The sequence below is a fragment of the Paenibacillus sp. LX16 genome (genome assembly GCF_036252815.1).
GTDB lineage: Bacteria > Bacillota > Bacilli > Paenibacillales > Paenibacillaceae > Paenibacillus > Paenibacillus polymyxa_B.
Genome location: NZ_CP141152.1, coordinates 1,895,833 through 1,918,726 on the forward strand (window position 1 = coordinate 1,895,833; position 22,894 = coordinate 1,918,726).

17 protein-coding genes and 1 tRNA gene are annotated in these 22,894 nt (G+C 43.3%); 13 read left to right on the plus strand and 5 right to left on the minus strand.

What is annotated here, in order from left to right; all coding sequences use genetic code 11:
- Positions 1–103: 103 nt before the first annotated feature.
- Positions 104–613, minus strand: coding sequence for a hypothetical protein (locus T3H97_RS08700; protein WP_328802286.1), 510 nt, complete (start codon positions 611–613; stop codon positions 104–106).
- Between the two features lie 308 nt (positions 614–921).
- Between T3H97_RS08700 and T3H97_RS08705 the strand changes: the two genes are divergently transcribed.
- Together T3H97_RS08705 and T3H97_RS08710 are read left to right on the plus strand one after the other, a co-directional pair.
- The gene (locus T3H97_RS08705; RefSeq protein ID WP_328802287.1) at positions 922–1,437 is read left to right on the plus strand and encodes a hypothetical protein; all 516 of its coding nucleotides are present in this window, start codon (positions 922–924) and stop codon (positions 1,435–1,437) included.
- A 68-nt stretch (positions 1,438–1,505) separates the two neighbouring features.
- Positions 1,506–2,024, plus strand: coding sequence for a GNAT family N-acetyltransferase (locus T3H97_RS08710; RefSeq protein WP_328802288.1), 519 nt, complete (start codon positions 1,506–1,508; stop codon positions 2,022–2,024).
- Positions 2,025–2,038: 14 nt separating this feature from the next.
- Here T3H97_RS08710 and T3H97_RS08715 read toward each other — a convergent pair whose 3' ends face one another.
- Positions 2,039–2,479: an N-acetyltransferase gene (locus tag T3H97_RS08715; RefSeq protein ID WP_328802289.1), complete on the minus strand. Its 441-nt coding sequence runs from the start codon at positions 2,477–2,479 to the stop codon at positions 2,039–2,041.
- 393 nt (positions 2,480–2,872) lie between these two features.
- On the opposite strand from T3H97_RS08715, the gene T3H97_RS08720 reads away from it, so the two are divergent.
- A tRNA-Leu gene (locus T3H97_RS08720) sits at positions 2,873–2,957 on the plus strand.
- 92 nt (positions 2,958–3,049) lie between these two features.
- On the opposite strand, the gene T3H97_RS08725 is transcribed toward T3H97_RS08720, so the two are convergent.
- Complete coding sequence (locus tag T3H97_RS08725; protein ID WP_328802806.1) at positions 3,050–3,580, minus strand: NAD(P)H-dependent oxidoreductase; 531 nt, start codon at positions 3,578–3,580, stop codon at positions 3,050–3,052.
- A 195-nt stretch (positions 3,581–3,775) separates the two neighbouring features.
- Between T3H97_RS08725 and T3H97_RS08730 the strand changes: the two genes are divergently transcribed.
- Both T3H97_RS08730 and fabV read left to right on the plus strand, forming a co-directional pair.
- Positions 3,776–4,132: a winged helix-turn-helix transcriptional regulator gene (locus T3H97_RS08730; RefSeq protein ID WP_328802290.1), complete on the plus strand. Its 357-nt coding sequence runs from the start codon at positions 3,776–3,778 to the stop codon at positions 4,130–4,132.
- A gap of 167 nt (positions 4,133–4,299) precedes the next feature.
- Positions 4,300–5,463 carry an enoyl-ACP reductase FabV gene (gene fabV, locus T3H97_RS08735; protein ID WP_328802291.1) on the plus strand — a complete coding sequence of 388 codons (1,164 nt, stop codon included), beginning with the start codon at positions 4,300–4,302 and terminating at the stop codon, positions 5,461–5,463.
- A gap of 132 nt (positions 5,464–5,595) precedes the next feature.
- Here fabV and T3H97_RS08740 read toward each other — a convergent pair whose 3' ends face one another.
- Positions 5,596–5,799: a hypothetical protein gene (locus tag T3H97_RS08740; protein ID WP_103048050.1), complete on the minus strand. Its 204-nt coding sequence runs from the start codon at positions 5,797–5,799 to the stop codon at positions 5,596–5,598.
- Between the two features lie 168 nt (positions 5,800–5,967).
- On the opposite strand from T3H97_RS08740, the gene T3H97_RS08745 reads away from it, so the two are divergent.
- From T3H97_RS08745 to T3H97_RS08755, 3 genes are all read left to right on the plus strand, one after another.
- On the plus strand, positions 5,968–7,119 hold the full coding sequence (locus T3H97_RS08745; RefSeq protein ID WP_328802292.1) for a sn-glycerol-1-phosphate dehydrogenase: 1,152 nt from the start codon (positions 5,968–5,970) through the stop codon (positions 7,117–7,119).
- Between the two features lie 197 nt (positions 7,120–7,316).
- Positions 7,317–8,423, plus strand: coding sequence for a GntR family transcriptional regulator (locus T3H97_RS08750; protein ID WP_328802807.1), 1,107 nt, complete (start codon positions 7,317–7,319; stop codon positions 8,421–8,423).
- 637 nt (positions 8,424–9,060) lie between these two features.
- The gene (locus T3H97_RS08755; RefSeq protein WP_328802293.1) at positions 9,061–10,758 is read left to right on the plus strand and encodes a ribulokinase; all 1,698 of its coding nucleotides are present in this window, start codon (positions 9,061–9,063) and stop codon (positions 10,756–10,758) included.
- A 206-nt stretch (positions 10,759–10,964) separates the two neighbouring features.
- Here the strand turns inward: T3H97_RS08755 and T3H97_RS08760 are convergent, their stop codons facing one another.
- Positions 10,965–11,549, minus strand: a complete 585-nt coding sequence (locus T3H97_RS08760; RefSeq protein WP_013370447.1) for a helix-turn-helix domain-containing protein — start codon at positions 11,547–11,549, stop codon at positions 10,965–10,967.
- Between the two features lie 295 nt (positions 11,550–11,844).
- Here T3H97_RS08760 and T3H97_RS08765 point away from each other — a divergent pair, with 295 nt between their 5' ends.
- From T3H97_RS08765 to T3H97_RS08785, 5 genes are all read left to right on the plus strand, one after another.
- Positions 11,845–15,084 carry a hypothetical protein gene (locus T3H97_RS08765; RefSeq protein ID WP_328802294.1) on the plus strand — a complete coding sequence of 1,080 codons (3,240 nt, stop codon included), beginning with the start codon at positions 11,845–11,847 and terminating at the stop codon, positions 15,082–15,084.
- Between the two features lie 71 nt (positions 15,085–15,155).
- The gene (locus tag T3H97_RS08770; RefSeq protein WP_328802295.1) at positions 15,156–20,171 is read left to right on the plus strand and encodes an RHS repeat-associated core domain-containing protein; all 5,016 of its coding nucleotides are present in this window, start codon (positions 15,156–15,158) and stop codon (positions 20,169–20,171) included.
- A gap of 23 nt (positions 20,172–20,194) precedes the next feature.
- Positions 20,195–20,722 (plus strand): hypothetical protein, encoded by a 528-nt coding sequence (locus tag T3H97_RS08775; protein ID WP_025722993.1) that lies wholly within the window; start codon positions 20,195–20,197, stop codon positions 20,720–20,722.
- 20 nt (positions 20,723–20,742) lie between these two features.
- On the plus strand, positions 20,743–21,069 hold the full coding sequence (locus tag T3H97_RS08780; protein WP_155252423.1) for a hypothetical protein: 327 nt from the start codon (positions 20,743–20,745) through the stop codon (positions 21,067–21,069).
- Positions 21,070–21,990: 921 nt separating this feature from the next.
- Complete coding sequence (locus tag T3H97_RS08785; RefSeq protein WP_025722991.1) at positions 21,991–22,584, plus strand: hypothetical protein; 594 nt, start codon at positions 21,991–21,993, stop codon at positions 22,582–22,584.
- The last annotated feature ends 310 nt before the right edge of the window (positions 22,585–22,894 follow it).

Below are 22,894 nucleotides of genomic sequence, written 5' to 3' on the forward strand. Positions count from 1 at the left end.
TAGCTACGTTTGTCGTAAGACAAGTAGAGTTCAAAAAATATAAAAGAAGTGATCCCTGTAAAAAGGATCGCGTTTTTTATATGCTCAAGATTGGCTGTTTGATTTATTTAATCGAGGAAGTAACTCTATAGTCGAACAATTGACCAACATCAGCGTCGGTTGCTTCTACTAACAAGTAGTAAGTCTCTCCAGCTTTAAGATTTAAACCTAAACGGTATTGACGTTCTTCTGCACTTCTTTTGACGCTTCCTTTACTGTCAGCCACACTAAGCCTCATCCATGCTTTGGGATATATTTCTCCTTGAATATTAAATTCGTAGAATCCAGACTGAGAAGCTGTAAACTTATAATAATCGACAAAGTCATAATAGCCTGCATATCCTCCAGGAATTTTTCTTCCTAAGCTCCCATAGATATCGATTCCATCCCCTACTGTTATTTCACTGGTAATTTCATCAAACCAGTTATTAGGCTCTGTGTCGGCGTACCATGAATTAGAAGGCTGGATAGATTCCTTTTGTAATGCGGGCGCTGCTTCTTGAGCAGATGCAACGGCGGTGGATGTGCTTAATAGAAGTGCAAGACCTAGTGTGGAAAAAATCGCTTTTTTCATATTTATGAATTCTTCCCTTCTTTTTATTTTGGGATTTATATGAATATGTATAACCAATCCCATCCAATATTATATATTATATTCCAGTATATTGGAATATAATATAGGATAATAATCAAAAAAATATATTTTTTTGTTACAATTATGTGTTTTTACAAATATATTCACTAAACTTCGACATAGGAATCGACCAACTTACTGTATACTATAAAATCCCATCTTAATATGCTTTAGTGAAAAGGGGCATTTTATTTTGGGAGTAACAGGTGTTATGTTATACTCCATAATTGGAGGTGAAAAATATATATATGTTCGACCCGACGGTTTTTGATAATTTAAAAGTGGCCATGGAAAATACAGTATACGATCTGGATAATCTGGATTCACGTATTGACATTACGCAGCGAATCGACAGATTGGAAATGTCCGTGATGTCACGTGAATTTGCTGTCCAATTCAGACTGAGAGAACACCCGGGTGTGACAGCAGAGATTCAACTAAAGGCGGATTTAAACAACTTGGCTGCGGAAATTTTGGAAATCAAAGATCAAACTCCGGGATGTGTCTTGTTGTTGAGTTTTTACATGGAAATTCATGAGGTTGAGTCACAATGCAGCCGGATTGAAAATATACTGACCGAAATTTGGAAGCCCGATCTTCGACCGGTACAAACACTTAGTCAGATTTACGGAGAGAAGATGTCTACATACCAAAACAGGATTGAACTCCGATTTTCCAGACAAATTAACGAAGATCAGATGGAAGACATTCCAGAGCTGTTGGAACACATATTGCTGACGCTTATGGAATTAAACAAGGTATAAAGGGTTAGGGACTAATGTAAATGACATTAGTAGACCAACAAGTTAATGTTAGAGGAGTTGAAAGTATAATGAATGAACTTGAATTCTCTCAAGTGTATGCGATTATGGAAGCTTCTTTTCCTGAAACGGAATGCAGGACATTCGAGTCACAGAGGACTCTGCTTCATCATCCGTGTTATCGTTTACTTACCAAAATGGACGAACAAGGGCAAACAATTGCTTTTTTGGCGGGATGGGAGTTTACAGATTTTCGGTTTGTAGAGCATATTGCCGTAGATTCGGCTATACGAGGTGGCGGGTTAGGTAAAGAGCTTATGAGCAAGTTTATTTCACAGTCCGTTAAACCGGTAGTACTGGAGGTTGAGCCACCAGTGGATGAATGGACTCGGAGAAGAATTGGTTTTTATGAACGTTTGGGGTTTCATCTGAACCATTTTGACTATGTACAGCCCCCATTAAGAGAAGGACAGGCTGATCTGCAGCTTCAAATTATGAGCTATCCAGGTACGCTGGCTGAACAGGATTTTGCTCCGTTTAAAGAGATCTTATATACCGAGGTCTATGGGTTAAATAAGAAGACTGTATAGCTAAAGGTGCTTCATTATCGTTCATGTTTTGTCCATGCCATTACAAATTCTTTCTCGTCAGTTTCGCTATCAACAGATTCCGCTTGAATGGTAAATCCATTTTTAGTATAGAAGTTGAATGCTTTCGTGTTCGACTGGTATACCTTTAATTGAATCTCATTATGTTGCTTTTTGATCCAATCTAGTAGTAACTTGCCATAGCCTTTTCTTTGAGAATCAACACGTATAAACAAAGCCGCCAAGTATCCATCCAACATGGAAACGAAGCCGCCGATGCTATGATCATCTTGTATGATAACGTAGTTTTGAGCGAGGGGAAGGTACCTGTTCTCCATCTCAGTAGCTTGTGATGCCCAATACTGCGGAGCAATAAAATGGTGGGCTTCTACGGAAGCATCCAGCCAGATGGCTGCCAGTTCCTTGAACTCTTCTACATTCGCGGGTCTAATCGACATCTTAACGCCTCTTTTCACAGTATGTAATCATATTCCGATAGTCAAGTATGAGAAAGATGTTGTTGAAATAAAAAAGACCGTCCGAGGACGGTCTTTCTACCCGTGGCGCTTAATTAAAGCCTTGATCCGTATCCCACGCCTCCGTCAACTCTGTAAATTAGAGAATAACGGACCGGGTAAGGGATACGCTCAACATGTGATTATTGATGTTGACGCACCTCCTTTCCTGATGGACCCATTTTACCATATCTGGTTTGTGATATCCAGTGATTTTCTTATATTTACGGTAATGATTCATAGGAAATATATTATAAAAATAGCTTGATTTTATGTTCTATGGGAGATATAATCTTAATTACCGTGATTGAAAATATCGGTGTGAGTACATAATATGCGGTCGTGGCGGAATTGGCAGACGCGCACGGTTCAGGTCCGTGTGGGCTAACCCCCCGTGGAGGTTCGAGTCCTCTCGACCGCATCATTGCCTAACATTTACAGGTTCTTGGATTGGCGGATGCCACCAAGAGCCTGTTTTTATATGGTTAAGATGCGAGTACTATTATTGCTATTCTATTTATACTGAAATATATATTTAATATAGTCCTTTGCACTCTGATTAATGTCTTCGTCGCTTGCTTGAAACGAGGCTCCGAAGACAGCGAAATAGGGTAATGTTATGGCGCCAACGTGCACTGCGCTTGCTTTAAAAGGTGCTATAACTTCATCTACAGTAAAAGAAACGGAACCAGTAGGTAAGTAATTTTCTTTTTTGTCGCCGATGGACATGGCTATCCCTAGCTTCTTTCCTTTTAGCTTATCACCTTGCGAACCATAAGCCCATCCATGAGTAAAAACATCATCCAACCACTTTTTTAATAAAGGTGGGTAACTATACCAATATAAAGGGAATTGAAATATGATATTACTATGTGCTTCAAGTAACTTTTGCTCTTTCAAAACATCAATGCTCCAGTTTGGATACTCTTTATAAATTTCGTGAATTGTAATTTCATTGGTATATTGAAGTAATTCTCGTTTCCATCTGTTATTTACTCTAGAATCTTCGATATTGGGATGAGCTAAAATCACAAGAGTTTTCATCATAAATCACCTTTCTTACGTAACATATTTGCCTTTGTAGATGCTCTATTATTATTCTGTATGCTTCAAAAAAAGTAAATACACACAATAAAGTAAGATAGTTACTTGAAAGTGTGCATTGGACTTAGAGTGAAGATATGCAATTATAGATTTAATTAGATAAACTTGTTATTTTAGCGTTGAAGAGGTGGTACTATGAAACAATATAATTTAGGCATAGAAGCAACACTTGAGATCATCGGAGGTAAATGGAAATCATTAATCATATGTTTATTAATGTCTGGTAGAAAAAGGACAAGTGAATTACAGCATAGTATTCCGGGCATTTCTCAAAAGGTTCTTATACAGCAACTTCGCGAACTTGAAAAGGATGGTATCATAGGTAGACATGTGTATAATCAAATGCCTCCAAAAGTGGAGTATTATATAACGGAATATGGAATTACAGCAAATGAAATTATTGACTTAATGTGTTCTTGGGGGAGAGCTAATATCAAAATAAGACAACAGCAGGGTGAAGATGTGATGTTGTTAGAAAATGATTCAAAATGAATGTGGAGTAAAAAAGCGTTGTAGACTATGATGTTTACGGTAGTTTTCTTCGGCTGTCTTCAAGTGCTATGTTATATGTTGAGCCGCAAGCTGATTTGCTATATAGTTATGACTGGACAACCATTCCATCCATATTAAATGAATGCCAAAGTAGGGGGACCCTTGCAATGATTATTAAACCGAAAATTCGTGGTTTCATATGTACGACTGCACATCCTGCAGGATGCGCGGCTCATGTTAACCGTCAGATCAACTACATCAAAGACAGCACATCAATACAAGGAGCTAAAAAGGTACTTGTGATCGGAGCATCTACTGGATATGGGCTGGCTTCTCGTATTGCTGCAAGCTTCGGTCTGGGAGCGGACACCATAGGGGTATCCTATGAACGTCCCGCATCAGAGGGGCGCACGGCTTCAGCAGGCTGGTACAATACGGTAGCCTTTGAAAAAGCGGCCAGAGCAGCTGGCTACATAGCAGAAAGCATTAATGGAGATGCTTTTTCTCATGAAATTAAGCAGGAGACGTTGAAGCTGGTAAAGGAAAAGCTGGGCAAGGTAGACCTGATTGTGTATAGTGTCGCTTCACCGCGACGGACACATCCCGATACGGGTGAAACCTTTAATTCCGTTCTCAAGCCTATCGGACAGTCTTTTTCTAATAAAACAGTGAATACCAATACAGGTGTCGTATCAGAAATTACGCTAGAACCGGCTACGCAGGAGGAAATTGAGAACACCATCACGGTAATGGGTGGCGAAGATTGGTCCTTGTGGCTAAAAGCGTTGGAAGAAGCTGGTCTGCTGGCTGAAGGGGTAACCACACTGGCTTACTCTTATATTGGTCCCGAAATTACGGAGGCTATCTATCGTAAAGGAACCATTGGTCAAGCTAAAAATGATTTGGAAGCTACAGCACATACTCTAACAAAGCAACTGGAACGTTATCATGGAAAAGCCTACGTTTCTGTGAATAAAGCTTTGGTTACACAATCCAGTTCGGCTATTCCAGTCGTACCATTGTATATTTCTTTGCTGTTTAAGGTCATGAAGGAAAAGGGACTGCACGAGGGATGTATTGAGCAGGCACAACGTCTGTTCGAGACGCTATACAGTGGGTCCACTGTGGAAACGGATGAAGAAGGACGCATCCGTCTGGATAACTGGGAAATGAGAGACGATGTGCAGCAGGCTGTCAAAGCGGCTTGGTCCGAAATCACTACAGAAAACGTATCTGAATTGGGCGATCTCGAACAATACCGTCTGGATTTCCTCCAATTATTTGGATTCGGGTTTGATGAAATTGATTATGAATTAGACGTTAATCCATAGGTTGATACAATTTCGTAAGTAAATATTTGTAAAACAAAAACGGGTACTCTCAAGCGATGCAATTGCTTAAGAGACCCGTTTTTTATGTATATTGGCAAAAAAACAAGTTGCACTCGTTTTCACTAACAGCATTTATCGAGAATTAGACGTGGAAAGCGACTTACGGTGCAGCAAGCGAAAAACGGCAATGGTAATGATAATCCCCACAACGCCAAAGACTGCAACAGAAGTCAGAGCTCGATAGGCTTGCCAGCCGAACAAAAATGCAATACCACTGCCAAACGTTGTACCTGCCAGTAACCCAAGTGCGCAGGCAATATCCGTTCCAAATTTCATAAACATGTTCCTTTCGAATGTATAAATTAAAAAGCAACTTGTACTTTTTCGCTGGACTTGGACATACACTTGTGCGTACAATTAAATAGTAATCGTTTTCAAACGGAATCTATTAATCATTATGGATCATTCTTGTGCAAATTATTCCTTTTTCAGGAGGCTGATGAAATGAATATGAATGAGCAGATCAAGCTGTGGAACGAAGAGGCGCAGGCTAGTAACGCTGATCATCCTCACCGAAAGGTTGAATTGTTTATTGAGGTACGGGATGGAGCACTGGAGTCTGTTGTTCCTTATCTGAACCAACAGGATTATCGTCATGTAACTCTGGTAGAAGATGAGCATACTTCGGCGGCGGCTGGAAAAAAAGTAGCTGAGCTGATTCGTGAGGCAGGTTTGACAGTTGATGTAGTCCGCTTACCTCCGAATGCTGTAGGGGATGTCATTGCTGATGAAACCTACATTATGAAAGTGCTGCTGGGTGTGGCGGATAATAGTCAGGCTGTACTTGCTGTAGGCTCCGGCACGATACATGATCTGGTTCGCTTCGTATGTTATAAAATGAATCGTCCGTTCTTGTCAGTACCGACGGCTGCTTCGGTGGATGGTTTTACCTCCGCAGGCGCACCACTAATTGTGGACGGCAGCAAGCAGACATTCCAAGCAGTTCCGCCAGAGGCGATCTTTGCTGATTTGTCCGTGCTGGCAAATGCGCCACAGACGATGACTGCGGCCGGTTTTGGCGATATGCTCGGTAAGTTCACCTCACTAGCGGACTGGCATGTTTCCAGAGATTTGGGAAACGAGCCGTATTCACCTGTGGCTAATCGCATTACCGAGGAGGCTCTGCATGCCTGTGTAGAACATGTCGATGAGATTGCGGCAGGTAGCAAGGCTGGGGTCGAGGTATTAATGAATGCGCTGATTGCATCCGGTATTTCGATGCTGATGATAGATCATTCTCGTCCAGCGTCAGGGGGAGAGCACCATATTTCCCACCGAATTGAAATGGATTTTATTGCAGAGGGACGCAAGCAAGTTTTGCATGGTGCCAAAGTAGGCGTAGCATCCGCATTGCTGTCTGACCTGTACAGAGATTTAGCAGCCAGTCAGGATGTAGAGGCCTTTAAGGTGTATCGGGATTTGCCTACGTCGGAGCAGATGCGTGCATGGCTGGCTCAGGTCGGAGGCCCATCTACCATTGCCGAGCTGGGGGTTACGGAGGAACAGCTTGCTCGTGCATTGCGCACGGCTCATACCTTGCGTGATCGCTATACAGGACTTAAGTATATGAATGAACATCAATTACTTCGTTCGTAATGTGCAACATCTATACAAATTGTCCTTAGATATTCGGCCAGTTATGTGTGGCAAGGAGGGGATAAGTGAATGGGTTTACACTTCCGGCAGCAATACGACGATATCCTGTTCCTGTAACATTTGTATGTACAAATGAACGGTATGCTATAATCGTGGAATATGAACAGGTACACGATATTGCAAGTACGGAGGAAATTATGGCGCCCAAATATATACAAGTTAAACAGGAAATTTTGTCCTGGATTCATTCATCCAAACTGGAACCGCAAAGCCAGCTTCCATCTGAGCATGAAATGTCTGAACAATTTGCCGTTAGTCGGCAAACGGTGCGTCAGGCGCTAGGTGAGCTGGTGCAGGAAGGCTGGCTGTTGCGGATGCAGGGCAAGGGAACCTTTGTCGCGACACGGGACAGCAAGCAGCCCGAAGATCCAAAGACGATTGGAGTCGTTACAACCTATATATCGGATTATATTTTCCCATCCATTGTACAGGGGATTGAATCCAAATTGAGTCGCCAGGGCTACAAGATGCTGCTTTCAAGCACAGGTAATGACCCTGAGCAAGAAAGTCAGTGCCTGGAAATGCTGTTGAGTCAACCGCTGAGCGGAATTATTATCGAACCGACCAAAAGTGGAGAGCGTAACCCCAATCTGAACTATTATTTAACCGTGGAAAATCGCCAAATCCCTTATTTGATGATCAATGCGCGTTATGAGGAAATGGATGCGCCATGTCTGCGAGTAGATGATGAAAAGGGTGGTTTTTTGGCGGCAGAGCATCTGATTAAGCTGGGACACCGACGCTTGGCCGGATTTTTCAAAACCGATGATATGCAGGGGATTCTTCGTATGAAGGGATTTGTGGCCGCTCACCGCAAATATGGAGTGACATTACACCCGAACGCAGTAACGACTTACCGGACAGAAGAAAAAAATGAGATTCCGCTACAACGTGCGTCTAGGCTGCTGGCGATGGAGTCGGGAGAGCGTCCTACTGGATGGGTGACCTATAATGATGAGTTGGCTATTCGACTCCTAGATATTGTACGTTCGGCGGGCCTGAACATTCCCAATGATCTATCGCTGGTTGGGTTTGATGATTCATTTTTGGCGACAGCAACGGAAATCAAGCTAACGACAATTCGGCATCCAAAGGAAGAATTGGGGTTACGTGCTGCCGATACCATACTGTCAATGATTGAAGAGAAGGGCTACCATGAAGAAGATCGGCAGTTAATTCTACCGCCTGAGCTCATAGTTCGTGAATCTACGGGGCCTGTCCAGGTCATGCCTGGAGAACACTAGGCTGGGAGATGAGTAGCTTTTATTACTTAACATGTAAGGACAGATTAGTAAGTATACAGCTTTAACGCTTAATATTTGATGGCATGTTTTTCGTCATACCGAACAGTCTGTTTTCTGGATTGCAGAAATAGGCTGTTTTTTCTATATTTTTTCTGAAAATGAGTACATAAATCTATCGAAAAAATACATAAAAAAGACTAGCTAAGTTGTACGTACAAGCATATAATGAAAGCGGAACCAAAGATAAAAGGTCGTTAAGACCTTCCTGTAATTTTCCATTTGAGGTTGGTTTCAGTCACCTCCTCCATGCAGATTTCAGAAATGATAGTAAAAGGTGTGCCTTATACATATTAGAACAATTGAAATAGGAAGTATGGTAGGCCAATTTGGCTCTTCCAAGGCGTGGCCTATGAAGAACTGAAAGCGGAGTAACTGGTTGTACTGACTCAACAAGGCGATATTGTCGAGGATGATCCACGGTCTTCGTCAGATATGCCTACACAACTGGTATAGTGCTTTCCTTTCCTTCGGAATCCAGAATTCACCTCAGTGAATCAGTCGTTACTGGGTAAGCATTTTCTGCGCAAGCACGGGCGAACGCTTATTATGGTCAAACGAAAAAGGAGAAGGCACACAAATGAGTAAGTATACAATTGGTGTCGATTATGGAACGGAGTCCGGCCGTGCGGTCATTGTTGACCTGTCTGACGGAGCTGAAATTGCTACACATGTAACACCTTACCGTCATGGAGTTATGGACGAAGTGCTACCTGGTAGCGGACGCAAATTGGAAATGGATTGGGCGCTGGAACATCCGGCTGATTATATTGAAGTGCTGACTACCTCCGTACCTGCTGTTATGGAAGAGACAGGGATTTCTCCAGACGATATCATCGGGATCGGAATTGATTTTACAGCATGTACGATGCTGCCGATTGACGCGCAAGGTCACCCGTTGTGCTTTGACGAGAACCTGAAAGATAACCCGCATAGTTGGGTGAAACTGTGGAAGCATCATGCAGCACAGGATGAAGCGGACCGTTTAAATGCCATTGCCTCGCATCGAGGAGAGGCGTTTCTGCCCCGCTATGGAGGGAAAATTTCTTCCGAATGGATGATCGCAAAAATTTGGCAGATTCTGAACGAAGCACCGGACATTTATGATCAAACAGACCGTTTTGTAGAAGCGACCGACTGGGTAATTTCCCAGCTCAGCGGGGAACTGAAACGTAATCAGTGTACAGCTGGCTACAAGTCTATTTACCATCATCGCGATGGTTATCCGGATCGTGAATTTTTCAAAGCACTCGATCCGCGTCTAGAAAATTTGACGGATACGAAGCTGCGCGGTGAGATTTATGAACTGGGTGCCCGTGCGGGTGGATTAACAGAGGATATGGCTGCAAAACTCAGACTGAATCCGGGAACGGCAGTAGCGGTAGGCAATGTGGATGCTCATGCGGCTGTTCCGGCAGTAGGCGTCGTCACACCAGGCAAGCTGGTGATGGCGATGGGAACTTCCATTTGCCATATGCTCCTCGGTGAGGAAGAAAAAGAAGTAGAGGGTATGTGTGGCGTTGTAGAGAACGGAATTATTCCGGGCTATTACGGGTATGAGGCTGGACAATCGGCGGTAGGAGACATTTTCGCCTGGTTTGTGGATCATGCTGTTCCCGGCGAAGTGAAGGAGCAGGCAGCTACGGAAGGTGTGAACGTCCATGTATGGCTGGAGCGTAAAGCGGCTGAATATAAGCCGGGGGAAACCGGGTTGCTGGCGCTGGATTGGTGGAACGGTAACCGTTCTCTGTTGGTTGACACCAACCTGACGGGGCTGATTGTCGGGTATACGTTGCTGACGAAGCCAGAGGAAGTGTATCGTACATTGCTGGAAGCAACTGCGTTCGGAACGCGTAAAATTGTCGATGCGTTCCATCATAACGGCGTGCCAGTAGACGTATTGTATGCGTGCGGTGGATTGCCGCAGAAAAATCGTCTTTTGATGCAAATTTATGCAGATGTAACCGGACGTGAGATTAAGGTGGCGGCTTCTACTCAAACTCCTGCGCTGGGTGCGGCCATGTTCGCAGCAGTGGCTGCGGGAGCTGAAGCTGGAGGGTACAATGATATCGTCGAAGCAGCGCTTCATATGGCTCGTGTACGGGACGAGAGCTTCAAGCCGATCCCTGAGAACGCGGCCGTGTATGATAAGCTGTACGAGGAATACAGCCGTCTTCACGACTACTTTGGACGTGGAGGCAACCCGGTGATGAAAAAGCTAAAGTCCATCAAGGAAGAAGCCAAACGTTCAACTGAAACGGCAAGCATTCATTCTTAAGAAACTGACAAAATATAAGCAAGAAGTATTTAAAACTCTGTTATCTAAAAAGCACAGTACACCGAGGAATCGGCAGACTGTGCTTTTTTTGCATTTTATATTCTGTGAATTACATGATGTGAAAGTCTCAGTGAATGAAAGATGGTAATGCGTTCCTTTCAAAGACTTTCATGAAAATTACAATCGTTTCGTTTTTACGGACATTTTTACTTTTTCAGCATGGCATCAGCAAACAAAATGGATTTTGGAATACGGAAAAACTGTTCCGCCTGATCCTGGAAGGTTTGCGAAGGAACGGTACCCTGATGCAACCATTTCCGAAATGTACCGGGGTGAACGCCAATCCAATGACTCACATCGGTCACTGAAATATCATGTACCATGCATAGACCCGCCAAGATCCGATTTTTAACCGGAGAACGAGTCACAGTCCGTTTCATAAAACGGGACGGCGATGGCTGACAGATGAGTGGTGAACGCCGGACAACCTCTTCATTAAATAGAATATGGTGCGGATAACCAAGTGTATTACACGTCTTTTCCAGATTAGTGTTGCCGGGAATGCGACCTTCATATACCCACGCACTGACACTACGGGAGGAAATGGAAAGCTCCTCGGCAAGTTGGGACAGTTTAATGTCATTAGCCATCAAAACGGCAAGCAAAACGCGATTGCGCACTTGACAGCGTGTTGGTTTACGAAAACGTTTGACACGCACGCCTTTTCCCAAATATTTGCGATTGATCAGAGACCACGCCTGAATGGAATGTTTATCTTGTTGTTTAGGCATATACCCTCCGATTTTTTTAACCACATACTACTATACCCGAAGGGGGGTTTGCAAGTGACTCCTCTCCTGATTTTCTTTTAATCCCATGGGCTTAACCGGTTTATGGAAAATAAGGTCCATTTGGCCTATGAAAATGGAAGTTTAAGGTGCCGATATATTAAATTGTGACATTTTTATGGAAATGGAGGTAATATGTTCTTCTCTTATGATTGTAAGGATGTACAGAGAGAAAAGTGGGTTTTTGCAGCCCAACATGCAATTTTTTTGACGAGAGAAAGGGAGGTTATACAGCTAGATGATTTGTAAAAAGGTAATGGTATGGTTTCTGACGGCACTTTTGGCAACGAACACTTTGCTGTGCTTGCCTAGTGTGGCAGGAGCGGAAAAACAAGATTTAAGGGACGGAGTACAACAAGATCATGCAGGTTTGGTACAGGAGGAACAGCTTTCTGATGGAACGGTTTCTTTCAATCCGCCCACTTCTGCGACAAACAGCGTTTATGACGCACTTATGATGAGTTTAGCAGCGGTGGATAACACGACGCTCGTCATTGATCCTGGGGAGACCTATGAATTCGAGAATATGGATACTGCTGGAAGAGCAATAACGAGTAATGCATCAACAAAAAATGATATTTCTTATGACCTGGTCACTTATAAAGCAGATGGATCTATAAATGTAGCCTATCTGGATCACACTTCTACTTCAACTGTGGTTCCGGGAGGAGGTTCTTCTTTTATAACGGCTACAGGAGCAGGGCCCCTGGTCGTATCGGTTAAGCCTCAATTTACTTACAGTACCTCCGAGAATCCTGCATTGGAGCGCATTACTGTCTTTAAGGACGAGAGTTATCGCATTGTAAATGAGGGGGCGGGCAGCCGTACTATTTTGCATAATGCTTCGAGCACGGACAATCGCCGTTTTGACTATGCAAAATATAAGGAAGATGGAACTTTAGTTGCATCGGATCTTAATAGTATTGCTCACCCTACTTTTGCGGATGACGAAGAGATGATTATTACAGGCTCAACTGCAAACGCGGTTAGCTTCGGATTTCCATATGGAAAATACAGTATAGAAAACACCGGGGAGCCGGCTTATGCGCGGGTTACCTTAAATCAAGGGGAGAGCTACCAGTTTATCAATGTGGGAACCAGATTGGACACGATTGAGAGCGATGGGACAACCAAGGATAAGCTTGACTTCGTTGTTTACCTGGCAAATGGAACAGAGTCTTCACGCGGTAGTGGCACCTCGGGGAAGCCGCAGATTGGTGTGGACAGATACGCGGTAATTACTCAGGTCACTGCCAATCCGGTTACATACGGCGCTCCTTATCGTAACTTTATTGCCCGTCCTGTGGGTGGATATGCGATCAGTCGCGTCGAGTTTGAGGCAGGCAAAAGCTACATTTTCCATAATAACGGCACGCTTATGAATCCGATCTACAATAACTCCAGAAAGGCTGGGAATTTGTTCGATTATGTTATCTATAAGTCGGATGGAACGGTATACACTTACGGTTTTAACAGTCAAGCAGGTCCTATGATCCCGGCTTCGGGATATGCCATTGTGACTGTGATTGGCCCGAGTCCCATTATCTTTGACTATACGGACGATTTTTCCTGGGAACCGAGCAGTGACCCTGCATTTTTACGCGTAACACTGTCGAAAGGTGAAAGTTACACGTATACGAATATCAGTAATCGTTTAAGGAATCTGCACAGCACCGCCAAAACCGTTAAAGGTAAATTTGATGCGGTCCTGTATAAAGCGGATGGTACAGAGCAATCCAGACGCAGTGATACAAGTACAGCCCCTCAGGTTGGTGCTGGAAAGAAAGCTCTTATTACGGTAACAAGTGATACGCCGATTACATTTGGGGGTATCTATCGGAGCTTCCATGGTCAAGGAGCTGATGATGACCCACTTCATCAAACGACTTTGGAGCCGGGAGATTCGTATATTTTCCGCAATCATGATAGCAAATCGAATTCATTACGGCATGACAAAAGTAGTGGAAATGCACGCTTTGATTCGGCAAGCTATCAAGGGCTTCGTTTACTTACATCAGATCATTTCAACAATACAGTAGATCCGGAGATTGTTGCGGGCGGTGAAGCCATCGTCACCAATGTATCCGATCGGTCAATCACCTTTAGTTACAGCAGTAAGGTAGAAGCTATGCTTAACGCACAGGCTGCCTTCCATCGAATTACACTAAAACGCGGTGAAAGTCGGAAATTTATAAATGTAAGCACTTTGGACAAGGCCTTGGATGTAATTTCAGTCAGCGGTATGAAGTGGAATTACACGAATTACAAGGCAGACGGGACAGTCTACAGTGAGGCCAGTGATACGACTCAATTGCCGTTGGTACAGGCTGGAGGTTATGCCATTGTAACGACGGTTTCGGATGTGCCAGTGACTTATGGAGCTGTATTAGGAATATTCGACGTTGAGGATGCTCAGATACCGACAGGCAATCAAGTCACTGTCAAGCAGGGAGAAAGCTATGTATTCCATAATACTGGTTCACAGGCTTCCTCATTAACCACAGATGCTTCAAACGAAAGCCGCCTCTATGACTATGCCATATATGAAGAAGGTAGCGGTGTAAATTCCAAGGTGGATAGAGCAGGTATGGATGCTTCTCTACCTGAAATCTCACTTGGAGCCGGAGATACGCTTGTTGTGACTGTCACTTCGCCGCTAGCCGTGACCTTTCATTTCAAGAATGAAATTAAAGCGGAGCCAAGCACAGAACCGGCGTTGTTAAAAACATCTTTGTCTGGCGGAAAACAGGAGATATGGATCAACCGCGGAAGTCAGGAGGCCCCTGTCGTGACGAATGCGAAGGCGGCTGGTGGAACGTATCAATATACCGTTGCGGATCAGGCTGGAAAAGTGATTCGTGAACATAAAGAGGCTACAGATACTCAACAGCAAGTGCCAGCTAACGCAAATATTCATCTTGCCGTAGCTGCAGCTGTTCCTGCTGTTAACTTTGGAGCGCCTTATCGTGTGTTTGCTGTAAAAAATAACGATGACAGTAAGCTGGACGAGCTCATTGAACTTATAGATAAGGAAGCTGACTTTACGGCAGGTCAGCAAGGGAAATATCGTTTTACACCCAAAGAAGACGGAATTTACCGTTTTGCGGTGAAGGAGAAATCCAGCTTTGCTGCGCAGCAGCCCATTGTAGCCTTGTTTACAGACCCTGATTTTAGTAGCCAGCTTGTCTCCTCAACAGAGCAAGCACAAATATATGGTTGGGATTACACGGTCTTAGAGTATGAGATGAAGGCAGGTCAAACGGTTTATGTGAAGCTGTCAGAAATTAATAGCGGTGCATTACAAACCGTAATTAAGGCAGCCCATATGGCGCTTGGCAAGGATACTTCATATGAATACGGCAAAGGAAACCGACTGAATAAAGTTATTTTATTCACTGGTGATCAAATTCAATTGGATTATGATTTAAACGGAAACGTCATTAAACGGACGAAAAAGGTATTTCCTTTTACAGATTAAAAGAATGTCTTGGCTTCGAAAAAACATAACAGATCATTAGATGTATAGGCATTATTAATAGGGGTGAGCGAGTGTTTAAACGTTATATTTGTAGTCTACTATGTGTGCTGATGTTGCTGGGTCCATGGAGCACATGGGCATATGGAGAAGAAGGGCACCGAGAGGCAGCAGCTTCTCAGTCTTCTTCCTCCTCCACTCCACAGATTATTACCAGAGCATGGCTTGCACAGCAAACAGGTAAAGACCAAGCCTGGGTCAATGCACAGTTATCCAAAGGCTATACTTTATATGATATTTATAAAGCATGGCAAAAAGATGGTGGAGAAAATTCATTACCGGAACAAAGTCCAAGCTTGTGGGTACAGCAGAGTGGACTGACATTGAGCACAAATGCAAAGGTGGAACCGTCCGATGAGTCGACTGCACTGAAGGAAGGTGAAAAGCCCGCTCAGGCCGCCCAGAGTGAAGAAGCAACTCAACAGCCACTAGATAAGGATGCGGGTAAAGCGTCGGCTCCAGACACGGCTGAGATGAATATACCATCTATACCCCGAGTAAATGATTCCGTATATGCGCCGATTCCAAGAGAAAACAGTCTGATCGGGCAGGATTTACTTAAACAAAGTCTGTTGCAGGTATCTGCTACAACAGATGTGTATGCTCCTTTTGATCAGGCGGCGCTTGCACAAAGCAGGCTAAGTGATGATACATCGCGTTATGGGCTGGATTACGGTGACAACAGTGCGTCCACCGCTTCAGGACAGCTCGTTGTTCAAAATACGGATTTGGTACTGCCGGGGTCATTGCCTTTTGCACTGACTCGTGTGTATAACAGTTCATTGGCAAATAACCAGATTGGTGTGCAGCAAAATGAAGGGTTGTATACAAACACAAGTACCATCCGCGAGGAAGAAGCAGCTTCCGGTCTGGGGAAAGGCTGGAAATGGGATCTTCCTCATATGCAGAAACAGGATGGTAAGCAGTATTTGTATATTCCGGAAACAGGCTCATATGAGGTAAAAGATGATTTTCAGCTTGAAGGATATGCCTACAAAGATCTGAAGATCAGTGCAGATCAAAGCGCAAACGTGCAGGGAGTAAGCAGTGCGTACAAAATAGCAGTGCTAAATGGAAATAACTATTATCTAGATCAGGACGGTTATTTGATTTTAATCCAGGATGCGTATAAGAATCGGGTGGAATTTGATTATACAAGTTCTGGTGGAGCAAAGCTCATTCGTTCGATTCGAAATAATGATGGCAAAGAGCTTGACTTCACTTACAATGCTGGACAGCTTGTTGTTAAAGAACAGGGCACAGACCATCAGTACACCTATCGTCAAAGTGGCGAGGGAAGCAGCAAGGTGCTGTCAGAAGTGTTGGATTCTCTTTCCAGAAGCACAAGCTATGCGTATACATTCATGGACGCTCCTTTTAATGTGGTTGTAGATGGTGAAGGAAAGACTGGAGCCCTACAGCAAAATGCATCCGCGTTGCTTACACGAATTGTACGACCTACTTCATCGATCACAGACATTCGTTATGAAGCATTTAACAAGCAGATAGGCGTGTACGGTACACAAGGCGTGTTCAAGGTGGTTTCACGCGCTGATATGTACAGTACAACCGCAGGCAATCGTTTTTTAAGCAAAATTGATTTCACCTATTCCGGAGAAGATCTAGCCAACTATGGGAAAAACGCTGAATGGACGGTAGTTGCCAAAGGGACACGTACAGCGGAAACCTTCCATTTCGGTAAAGTCTTTAGAGGAGATAACGCACCGGACAAGCTTGTTCTAAACAGCTATGATCAAGAGGGAGATTCTACCGGCTATCATATAGATTACATGTATAATGATGCCATGGACTGGAATTTGCCTGTGCAAATGCTAGAGTCCTATACGGAGGGAGGTTCTTCATCAGAACCTGTAACGACCTCCTATGACTACAATGAATATGGTCTTCCACTAAAAGTATCCCAAAGTACCGGATTGGAGACTGTTCATACGTATAAAACCTCTAGTGAGCCTTTTTTCTGGGTTCAACCTACCCAGACGGTTACTAAAATAAGTGAAGGAAAAACTGGAACGACAGTTCGAACTTATAAAGCAGAGGGTACATTGTATGAACTGAAAAACTATGAAGGTACAGAGCAAGGGAAGCTTTTATCACATACCTATACTTTTTACAATGCAAAAGGGAATGTAAGTGGTCAGAAAGTTCTTATTGATGACAGAAACTATACGGATGTTTCTATTGATTATAAGTCTCCCTATGGTTCTCAGCTCCCAACAAGACAGCTTTTGCCTAAAGGTGTTGAGTATACGTATGATTACTATCCGACTGGAGAAATCAAGTCCCAAACCGATGCCAAGCGCAAAACAGAGTCCTACGTATATGACGCTTTGGGACGTGTAACGAAGGTTACTTATCCGAATGGAACTCAGACGGTTGTGGTGTATAAGGATGATACGAACGATGTCACCGTCACCGGACCAGATGGAGTAAGTGCTGAAAGAATGTATAATCCATTCGGACAGATGCTCCAGCAGCAGGTGGGTGATGCGATTTACGGATATGGTTATGATGATCATGGAGATATGGTAGAAAGCACGGATGCTGAACAAGCAACCACTCGCTATGCCTATGATGCCTTTGGACGACCTGTGAAGACGACCTATGCGGATGGAACCACAGATACCGTGACTTATAACGCAGTGGATCGTACTGTTACTCAGACGGATGCGTCCGGTTATGGTGTGCGTGAAGTATCGGATGCTTTAGGTCGTGTGACTTCCACACAAGAAGCTAAAAATGGATCATTTCAGCCGCTGGAGTTGTTAGCTTATAATTATGCGGGTATGGTCACTAGCCGGACAGACGGTAATGGTCAACGCACGCTCTATGATTACGATGCTCTAGGACAAATGACTTCGGTCACAGATCCATCCGGACAGCAGGTTAGCTACATGTATGATCTGGCTGGAAATTTGAAGACCGTTCAGTATCCTGATGGGCAAAAGAATGTGTATTCCTATGACGAGCTGGGCAGACGTACTTTACTTGAGAAATCAAGCGGAGGAACCACGTTAAATATTTACGATACGGATGGAAACATCACCCGTATGCTGACGGGGAAATCGGACGCAATCACCTTTCAATATAACGCTGACGGATTGGTTACCGAAGCGGCGGGTCCCGATTTTAAAACCAATTATACCTACGATAACGCAGGACGAAGAAAAAGCATGACAGATGGGCAGGGAACGACCTCCTATGCCTATGATTTAACAGATGGATCGTTGACCGGGCTGAAGTACCCGGACGGCACGCAAATAAACTATGAGTATAACAAGCAGTCTCGTACAGGGTATGTGCTGACAGATGCAACTGGCACGTCTATGCACGTTCAATCCAAGCTGGATAGCTTGGGCCGAGTTACTCAAATGGACGTTAGCAGTGGAGCCGGTACAGCAAACCTACAGAGCCTGGCAGGAGCTACGGCTGCTGCGGGTGGATCATTAGATCGCATGACGTTTGAGTATGCACCGAATGGTTTGCTGAAAAGTCAGGCTTCAAGCAGAGGGCTGAGTACGCGATTCAGCTATAACGGACTGGATTTGTCCGGGGTTACAGTGGAGCAAGGCGGTACAGCGCTACACCAATTTGGTTATGAACGGGATGGGAATAAAAACATCGTCGGACGTACACAAAACGGAACAACGGACCAATTTGGATATGATCCGTCAAACCGTATTGCCAGCGAAGCCGCAGGTGAGAAGAATAAGACCTATGGCTACGATCCGAATGGAAACCGAAGCGCCGAAGGCAGTGGCAAAGTGTTCGGCATGAGAAACGCTGAATATACGTATGATTCTGTCAGCCGTCTGACAAAGGTGAGCGGTGAAGGCAAAGAGGTCGGGTATAGCTATAACGGAGACGGTCTACTGTACGAGCGTACAGAGGGCGGCAAAACGACTCGGTATTACTATGACGAAGAAGCGAAGCTAATTGCGGAAGCTGAGGTCCAAGGTGGAACAGCGAAAATCACCTACGCTTATGTGTATGACTTGTCCGGTCAACTGTGGGCCAGACAAGACAAAGCAAGCGGACAGTTGCAATATTATCAGCTGAACGGTCACGGCGATGTGGTGGGCCTAAGTGATAGTTCGGGCAAGGAACTGAATAGCTACAGCTACGATATCTGGGGCGGTCCAGAGAAGGTCAAAGAAACCGTTCCGAACGTGCTGCGTTATGCTGGCGAGTATTGGGATGACACGACCGGGCTTCAGTACCTGCGGGCTCGCTGGTATGATCCGGGCACAGCACGTTTTATGGGCGAGGATACGTATCAGGGAGAGATCAGCAATCCGCAGAGCTTGAACTGGTATGCGTATGCAGCCAATAATCCGCTATTCTATGTGGACCCGAGTGGACATCTGTATTCAGTACCGGACATAGAAAATTTGTTGGGATATTCTAAGCAGTTTACTCCAAATGATGCGGCCTATTGGTTAGCGCGTGAAAAATTGGGAACGATCTTTGGACCTATATATGGAGAAGCGAATAACAATCGCTATAAGTATCTATTTGGAATGATGACCCGGACTGGATCATATGGGAATACATCAGGTAATGCAAGTTGGGCTCAAAGCCAGCTTCTTGCAGATTATACCAAATGGCGAAGGGACGTAGGAATATCCAATGGACTAGCCGCTCTGAGTCCGGGATCTAAAGGCGTGGCAGGGAAACTTAGCAAAACCATTGGGGCTGCTAAAGGTGCTAAAGGAGGTCTTGTCAAACCGGAAGCAGCCGTAAATGGGAGTAAAAAACACGGTGTGAATTGGAAAGAAGGTCCGGCTCGAGCCAAAAACGAAGGGAAACCTCAAGGTCAGTGGAATAAGGCTGATTTAGATTATGCTACAGAGAAGGCGAACACATTAAAACCTGGTGAAAATGGATATTTTGATTTGCCATCAGGTTCAAAATCCATTATACACTTGCCTGATGGAACAACAGTTCCAGCTACAAAAATGTGGGTTCGAAATAATGGCACGGGAACTTGGCATGGGTATCCTATGCCCTAAAAAATAAGAGGAGGTCAAGAATTGTGGATTTTTGGATTCAAGCAAGTTGTCCTAGATGGACAGGTTTCTTTGATGGAGAAGACCAAAATTTATCAAATGCAATTGAAACAATATTTCCAATGATGACTGAAAAGGCTGTCATGGTTTGGAAATCCATATATATACCGCTATGTTATAAATATGACATTAGTTATATGATAGATGATATTCTTTATATTCTTGAAAAATTAAGAAGTAATTCATCTGGTGAGATATCTTTGCATTGGGCATCTGATACATTTGCTAATGTATGGAATATAAGTTGGTCGGATGAGCAAATGGAAATAAACTCTCAATGGGGTTCTGTTTTGGGACATACTGAACAATTATTGACCACTAAAGGAGCTATTACTCTATCTAAAAAGTCTTTTAGATCAGAATGGAAAAGAGTTCTTTTCAATATTATATCGGGGCTAAGGGAATCAGGATATGAAGAGGGTAGCCTTTCGGGCATGTCGCGTTTAATTGCAGAGTATAACGCAATTGATGGTGAAGGAGTTCTCTACAATTGAAGAAGCAATGAGGAATGCTTTTGATAAGTATAGTTAAGATTATCCGAATGGATTTAAAAGCTATTTTGGCGATTTCCATAAACAAGATTAATTGGAATTATACTGGTTGTTATTTATTTTGGATGCAAAAATCGACGATATTTATATTACACTTGAAAAATGTATCAACAGGAGTAGAAATGGACATTCCCATCGTTATAAGAACAGAAAGAGATATCTACTCTACTGGAGGTAGCGAGGACTGGGCTTGGGGGATTTTAAAACCGATAAAAGTACCGAATCAATACGAGTTGTCTACATTGGATGAACATAACAACGGTAGGTATATGGATCTGATAGTTTTTTAATTGATGTAAAATCTAGAAAAGTTGGAAATGCACAAGTATTGAAGTAGAATTTGAATTATTTAACCACAATACGAGATAGTTTCGTATTGTGGTCTTTTTTCATTATTAGTTCTGAATTATTAATAAATCGCTAAATATTCTCAATACAAATGAAAGTATCAACTGCTTGTTACCCAGGGTTCGTTACTGAACCTACAGGACAAAGAATAAGATCTACGTCTACGATCAAAAAACGGCAACCTAAGTGTCGGGTCCGGTTAATTGTGGGCAAGAAAAGGCAAGCGGGCAATTGCAATATTATCATCTCAACGGTCGCGGTGGTGTGGTAGGCCTAGGTGATAGTTTGGGTAAGGAACTGAATAGCCACAGCTACGATATCTTGGGGAGGTACAAGAGACGGCCAAAGAGAACGATCCGAACGTGCTACATTATGCTGGCGCAATATTAGCGATCCGCAGAACTTGAACTAGTATGCGTATGTGAATAGCAACCCTTCGAGGTTTATTGATCTTAGTGGACATATCCTGCTGCGATGGGATATGCACTGGTTAACAAAGGCACTAGCGTATGAGAGGGGAGAGTGGGAATGATATCCAACAACCAGTAGGTTACTCAGATGTCATGATGATTCTGCAATGCAGTTGCAAATAATAAAAATACCATTACATTTAATCCTGCAGTACCTTCACTAGGTAAATATGGTTTAAGTGATAGGAACTATACTGCAAGAGCAACGAATTATGTAGTTACGGACGAAATTTTGAACAAGACTTTGGGTGAAGTAGGCACTGGAAAAACGGTTTACTTACCTACGCAGTATAAAATTAAGTGGTGGCACTCTAAAGCATATAAGGCTTGGCAAATGGTCAGAAACCATAAAATGGGCTCAGTAATAGAGGCTTTGCAGGAGAAGAGGTATAAATGAAAGTGAAGAAAACATTGTTATTACTAAGCATTCCGTTGTTGTTGGCATTTGCAATCATAGTGTTCATTGCTTTACCTTGGCTTCTAATATTCATAGGGAATCAATTAGAACCTAATCCTTCACACCCTGAAATCACATATGGGAAATTTCCATTTCGTTTGGAATATGAAATTAACGGGCAACGAAAGGTTATTCAAGATACTTTAATATGCGAATATGATGGCATTGGTTCAAATGAAGCTCGCGGCAAATATCGTAAGTGGAAGGAAAGATTAGCCGGTGGAGATAGATTACTACCGGTGCTAGAAGTCAATAGCAGAATAGAAATATCCTATTATCCAGGGATTGCAGAGTACTATATGGGTGATTTGGATAGCACCGACGAGTATCAGCAAACCGTTGCTGACTCTATATTTATTGAACAAGAAGGCATTATCATTAAAAAAGATGGAAGGGTTTTTGAAAATGATGGAAGGACTATTAACACTCAATTTTCCAATTCAAATGAATTACTTGATAAGTACCATATTAAACTGATAAGCTGGGACTCTACCCCACCAATCAAGGATAATTTTCCTGAAACCAAATAATAAAGAAGATGAAAAATTCCTTTTTTCGAGAAGGGGCTTTATTAAACCACAAACGAGACTAATTCTCGCTTGTTCAGCAATAACCAGTTTTCAACGCGTGTATATTATGTTATTATCAAAGCTGCAAAGGACGACTATACGAGTAACTTAAAACTAAATTATAAAGCACTTGAAATTCCTTATGGTGATTTCAGGTGCTTTTTTACGCCCCCGTATAATTCTATAAGTCTAGTAACATAACTATGACATTTGGCGAGATATAACTTCTTCACTGGAGAAGGTATCCAATCCATTTCATTACTCGGGTGAG

Coding starts and splice junctions, on each gene's coding strand:
- T3H97_RS08700 (WP_328802286.1), bottom strand. CDS start 613: ATGAAAAAAGCGATTTTTTCCACACTAGGTCTTGCACTTCTATTAAGC.
- T3H97_RS08705 (WP_328802287.1), top strand. CDS start 922: ATGTTCGACCCGACGGTTTTTGATAATTTAAAAGTGGCCATGGAAAAT.
- T3H97_RS08710 (WP_328802288.1), top strand. CDS start 1,506: ATGAATGAACTTGAATTCTCTCAAGTGTATGCGATTATGGAAGCTTCT.
- T3H97_RS08715 (WP_328802289.1), bottom strand. CDS start 2,479: ATGTCGATTAGACCCGCGAATGTAGAAGAGTTCAAGGAACTGGCAGCC.
- T3H97_RS08725 (WP_328802806.1), bottom strand. CDS start 3,580: ATGAAAACTCTTGTGATTTTAGCTCATCCCAATATCGAAGATTCTAGA.
- T3H97_RS08730 (WP_328802290.1), top strand. CDS start 3,776: ATGAAACAATATAATTTAGGCATAGAAGCAACACTTGAGATCATCGGA.
- fabV (WP_328802291.1), top strand. CDS start 4,300: ATGATTATTAAACCGAAAATTCGTGGTTTCATATGTACGACTGCACAT.
- T3H97_RS08740 (WP_103048050.1), bottom strand. CDS start 5,799: ATGAAATTTGGAACGGATATTGCCTGCGCACTTGGGTTACTGGCAGGT.
- T3H97_RS08745 (WP_328802292.1), top strand. CDS start 5,968: ATGAATATGAATGAGCAGATCAAGCTGTGGAACGAAGAGGCGCAGGCT.
- T3H97_RS08750 (WP_328802807.1), top strand. CDS start 7,317: ATGGCGCCCAAATATATACAAGTTAAACAGGAAATTTTGTCCTGGATT.
- T3H97_RS08755 (WP_328802293.1), top strand. CDS start 9,061: ATGAGTAAGTATACAATTGGTGTCGATTATGGAACGGAGTCCGGCCGT.
- T3H97_RS08760 (WP_013370447.1), bottom strand. CDS start 11,549: ATGCCTAAACAACAAGATAAACATTCCATTCAGGCGTGGTCTCTGATC.
- T3H97_RS08765 (WP_328802294.1), top strand. CDS start 11,845: ATGATTTGTAAAAAGGTAATGGTATGGTTTCTGACGGCACTTTTGGCA.
- T3H97_RS08785 (WP_025722991.1), top strand. CDS start 21,991: ATGAAAGTGAAGAAAACATTGTTATTACTAAGCATTCCGTTGTTGTTG.